At 63.8% G+C, this 4,214-nt stretch carries 5 protein-coding genes and 1 pseudogene; 5 read left to right on the forward strand and 1 reads right to left on the reverse strand.

Translation table 11 applies throughout. From position 1 onward, the window contains the following. The 4 genes from MFF42_RS24650 to MFF42_RS24665 form a co-directional block, all read left to right on the forward strand. On the forward strand, positions 1-824 hold an 824-nt coding region (locus MFF42_RS24650), incomplete at its 5' end, for a hypothetical protein (RefSeq protein WP_238258572.1). Then, positions 824-1,174, forward strand: coding sequence for an ankyrin repeat domain-containing protein (locus MFF42_RS24655; protein WP_238258573.1), 351 nt, complete (start codon positions 824-826; stop codon positions 1,172-1,174). The genes MFF42_RS24650 and MFF42_RS24655, both read left to right, overlap by 1 nt. 633 nt (positions 1,175-1,807) lie before the next feature. Next, positions 1,808-2,146 (forward strand): plasmid mobilization protein, encoded by a 339-nt coding sequence (locus MFF42_RS24660; protein WP_238258575.1) that lies wholly within the window; start codon positions 1,808-1,810, stop codon positions 2,144-2,146. Continuing rightward, the gene (locus MFF42_RS24665; protein ID WP_238258577.1) at positions 2,143-3,585 is read left to right on the forward strand and encodes a relaxase/mobilization nuclease domain-containing protein; all 1,443 of its coding nucleotides are present in this window, start codon (positions 2,143-2,145) and stop codon (positions 3,583-3,585) included. Before MFF42_RS24660 ends, MFF42_RS24665 begins: the two co-directional genes overlap by 4 nt. Before the next feature lie 67 nt (positions 3,586-3,652). Here MFF42_RS24665 and MFF42_RS24670 read toward each other — a convergent pair. Beyond that, a pseudogene (locus tag MFF42_RS24670) lies at positions 3,653-3,775 on the reverse strand (CorA family divalent cation transporter); the annotation flags it as partial. Between MFF42_RS24670 and MFF42_RS24675 the strand changes: the two are divergent. Next, on the forward strand, positions 3,756-4,214 hold a 459-nt coding region (locus MFF42_RS24675), incomplete at its 3' end, for an MFS transporter (RefSeq protein WP_507763121.1). The pseudogene MFF42_RS24670 and the gene MFF42_RS24675 overlap by 20 nt on opposite strands.

A 4,214-nucleotide genomic window follows, 5' to 3' on the forward strand; every position in this document is an offset into this window, starting at 1 on the left:
GTATGCCCGGATTGGGCAAAGGCTGGTCAGGTTGCGGCATGGAGACAGCGCGGACGGCGGAGACCAAGAACCGTTTTGATCTGGCGGACCGCGACCGCATCCGCCGCGCGTTGCTGCGGTACATGCAGCAGCGCGCCATCGGCGTCCCTACGCTCCAGAAGGAGATCGCGGCGGCGAACAATCTGTCGCTCGACCGCGTGCCTTTGAAGACGCTTCAGCGGTTCCTCGGCGACACCCACCGCTCCAACGACGCTCTCATCCGCTTTTGCGCCGAGTTCGTCGGCACCCTGCCGGACAGCGATCCCCTTGCCGCCTTCGGCGAGCAAATGGCCGCCTTTCTCGGGGTCTGGCGGGACGGGCATGATTGTCGCCCGGTCCCGCCGGAGATGACCGGCCGCTATAGCGGCCGTTCCCGGCGCGCTGCCGACCCCGGCGGCGGGATGCGGGTGTACCGAGGGGACGCCGAGGACTGGGTGCCCTTTTCTGCCGTTGAGATCGACCCGGCCCCCGCTCACCCCTTTGCCATTGTCCGGGAGTTTGTCAGCAACTGGGACCGCAGGCCCCCGGCCGAGGCGAGCGCGGCGACCACACCCCGCCGCGCTTACGAGGGCATCGCCATTCATCCGAATGGCTCGTTCTTCGTCGTGATGCGCAACGTCCTGACAGGGACGCCGCGCATCTATTGGCTCGACTGGGTGGCCGATGGCCGGCTGGGAGGCCAAGGTCATGAATCGCGCGCCGGGCTCGATGCCGGGCCAGCTACAGGGGCATCGCCCCATAGCAGTACGCCCGTACTCTTTGACCGCGCCAAGGAGGGCAGTTAATGGCCGCTCAAACCCCACAGCGCGGCCGTAACCGCTCCGGCAGCCACGACCCGAACGGCGCTCTTCTGCGAGCCGCCTACGCTGCCGACAGCGCCGGCGTGATCGCCGCGCTGGAGGACGGAGCGGATGTGAGCGCTGGCGACTCCGTCACCGGACTCACGGCGCTGCACATCGCGGTTGGCACGGACAACCTGCCTCTCGCACGCATCCTCATCGAAGATTGGAACGCGCCCTTCTGTCCCGACGGCAAAGGTCGCTGGCCGAGTGTCATCGCCGCTGAATGCAGAGTCAATGACGCCCTCGCTGATTACGTCGTCGAGGCTGAATCGCAATTTTTGGGGAACGGATGATTGCTCGAATTCAATACGTCGAAATTGGAATAGATAAAATTGTATCGAATTTTAAGAGTTCCGAGAAGTAATTTCGATAAACTGGGAAGTGGACGTCGTGATAGCGCAAAAACAAATCTCGATAAGTCGCTTTAAGTCAGAGTGACCAGAATTTGACCAACGACGCTAAGTCCTGTAGATTACAGCGCAAATGAAGCCTCGCTGAATGCTTGAGGCTGTCCGGAGCGTTTTTCTGGCGTTCCTGAACCTTGATCCCATACAATTGAAATTACACCTTACTGAGCGTTGCAAGATGTGCGCGCGGAGAGTCCGCGCTCCATCTTGGCAAGGGGGGCTCACGTGCCGCCCCCCGTTGCATCCCCGGGCTCATCGTCCGGCATTGGCATCGAGCCTTGCCGGACGATTGCAGCGTATCCCGCTGCACCGGACCAGAGGGAGATTTCACCTCTCCCTTCTGGACTACCCATGGACCATTAGGGTGACTTCGCTCTCCCTCTTGGATCACCCATCGACCAGGAGGGTGATTTCACCTCTCCCTCCTGGACCACCCATGGACCAGCGCCGATGCACGACTGACGTGCCGCTGGACCGGCCAGGGATCACGCGACCCTGGATGCGCGATAGGAGGCGGCCGTGGCAAAGGCCAGCGAAAAGCGACAGCGCCAAAGGACGTTGTCCGCCAGGTTCAACGATCAGGAAGCCGAGGCCGTCCGCCAGCTGGCCGACGGCGCGGGCTTGCCCGTGGCTTCCTTCCTGCGCCTTGCGGCGTTGAACCAGCCCGCTGGCCGTACCGCCCTTGGCCGGGAGGACGCTGCCCGTGTGCTCCGCCAGCTCGGTGACATTGCCGATGCGCTGCGCGGCATGCAGGTGTCCGGCGTTGTCCCGGTGGACGATCCGAACCTCACGGCTGCATGGCGAGACCTCGCTGAAATGCGTACCGCCTGCCTTCAGGCCCTGGGAATGCGGCCATGATCCTGAAAGGCAACCAGCGCACCGGGGCAGCGGATCTCGCGACGCATCTGTCGAACGAGTACGACAACACGCGTGTCGAGATCGCACAGCTGCGCGGCGTCGTGGCCGATGACCTACATGGGGCGCTGGCGGAGTTCGCCGGCATTGCCCGTGCGACCCGCTGCAAGCAGCCCCTCTACAGCCTCGCCATCAACCCGGCCGAGCCGCTGAGCCGCGAGCAGTACATGGCCGCTATTGACCACATCGAGGACAAACTGGGCCTGTCCGGCCAGCCGCGCGCCGTGGTCTTCCACGTGAAGAACGGGCGTGAGCATTGCCATGTCGTCTGGTCCAGGATCGATGTCGCCAACATGCGCGCCGTCCCGATGAGCCATGACCACATGAAGCTTCGCACCTGCGCGCGGGAGCTGGCCCATGCCTATGGTCTTCCCTTGCCTTCCGGGCTTGCTGAGGACCGGGGCGATGCCCGGTTCGAGAAAACCCGCGACGTGACCTTCGCCGAAAAGGCCATGGCCGAGGCCTCCGGCATTACGCCGGAGCAGCGCCGCAGCACTGTGACCGCCATCTACCGCTCATCCGACTCCGCCGAGACCTTCCGCGTGGGATTGGAGCGCGCTGGCTATGTCCTCGCCCAGGGTGAGCGGCGCGCTTATGTCGTCGTGGATCGGGCCGGACATGTTCATGCCCTTGCCCGACAGATCGACGGCGCGCGTACGAAGGATGTGAAAGCCCGCCTTGCTTCGATGCCGGCAGAGACCCTGCCGACGGTCGAGGCCGCACAGGCCGAGCAAGCCGCCCGGCAGCGGGCGGTCGATGAGCGGCTGCGTGAGAAGGCCCGGCAGCGCGGCGCGAAGTCGGCTGCCGACCTTGCCGCCAAGCAGGCGGCAAGGCGCAGGCGCGTCATCGACGAGCGGAGCCAGAAGCTGGCCCTGACCCATGCGAGCGAGCGCATGGCGCTGCACGCGGCGCAGAAGGCTGAGGATGGCCGGTTGTTTAACGTCGTCGCTGGCGCGCTCTTCGGGCTGCTTGAGCGCGTGCCGGGTCTCCGGTCCGTGGTTGGCCATTTGCGGCGCAACCCGACCCTCAATCCGGCAGAGCGGCACCGCCTCGAAAACGAGGCACTGGACCGCCGGCATGGACGCGAGAAGAAAGGCATCGAACGGCGCGAAGCCGCGCTCGACATGATCGAGGCGCGTGAGCGGCGGAGCCTTATCCGCGATCTGGTGAGGGAAACCCGTGTCGACGATCAGCTGCGGATGGCGCAGACCGAACAGCGTGAACGCGAGGTCCGCGAAACCGCGCAGGACATCACAGCTGACAGCACCGATGAGCAATCGCGGACGGCGGCAGATAGTCGCCGCGCGCGGATGCAGGAACGCCTGGCGCAGGCGAGACAGAACCCGATGGGACCGCAGCGTGGCGGGCCGGGATGGGAATAGGATTGATGAACGAGGATAGACTTGCGGTGAACGGTCGCCCCCCCGTTCAGATCAATGGGCCAGATCCCTACAGCCAGCCGCGCCGCTTGAAGTAATAGTACGGGAGGATTGCTGACGCGATCATAAGCCCTAATGCCCATGGGTATCCAACAAGCCATTTCAGCTCCGGCATGTGGTCGAAATTCATGCCGTTAGCGCCAGGCCGGCCCTGGCTGACCATCGTGTCGCAGCCGCCCTATCTCGCCGCTCTGTTCGGCGCGGCGACCGGCTACGGGATCATGATCCTCGCCATGACTGCAACACCAATCGCGATGACCCACCATCATCATGATCTTTCGACAACCGCGACCGTTATCCAGCTTCATGTGCTAGGCATGTTCCTGCCGTCATTTTTCACAGGTTCGCTCATTGCGCGCTTTGGCGTGCAGCGTATCATGCTGTCAGGTATTGTGCTCTTTGCCTGCCATATCATCATGGCGCTGACCGGCACCGGCTTTTCATCCTTCGCCGCAGCTCTCGTGTTCCTCGGCGTCGGCTGGAACTTCCTTTATATCGGCGGCACCACGCTCCTGACGACGACCTATACGGTCGCTGAAAAGGGTCGCCTGAGCGCGACCCTTTTCAGCGAC

It is taken from the genome of Methylorubrum podarium (assembly GCF_022179745.1).
In the GTDB taxonomy this organism is placed as follows: domain Bacteria; phylum Pseudomonadota; class Alphaproteobacteria; order Rhizobiales; family Beijerinckiaceae; genus Methylobacterium; species Methylobacterium podarium.

What these genes read in the sequence shown, in the direction of transcription:
- MFF42_RS24665 (WP_238258577.1), top strand. Translation starts at nt 2,143, where the DNA reads ATGATCCTGAAAGGCAACCAGCGCACCGGGGCAGCGGATCTCGCGACG.
- MFF42_RS24655 (WP_238258573.1), top strand. Translation starts at nt 824, where the DNA reads ATGGCCGCTCAAACCCCACAGCGCGGCCGTAACCGCTCCGGCAGCCAC.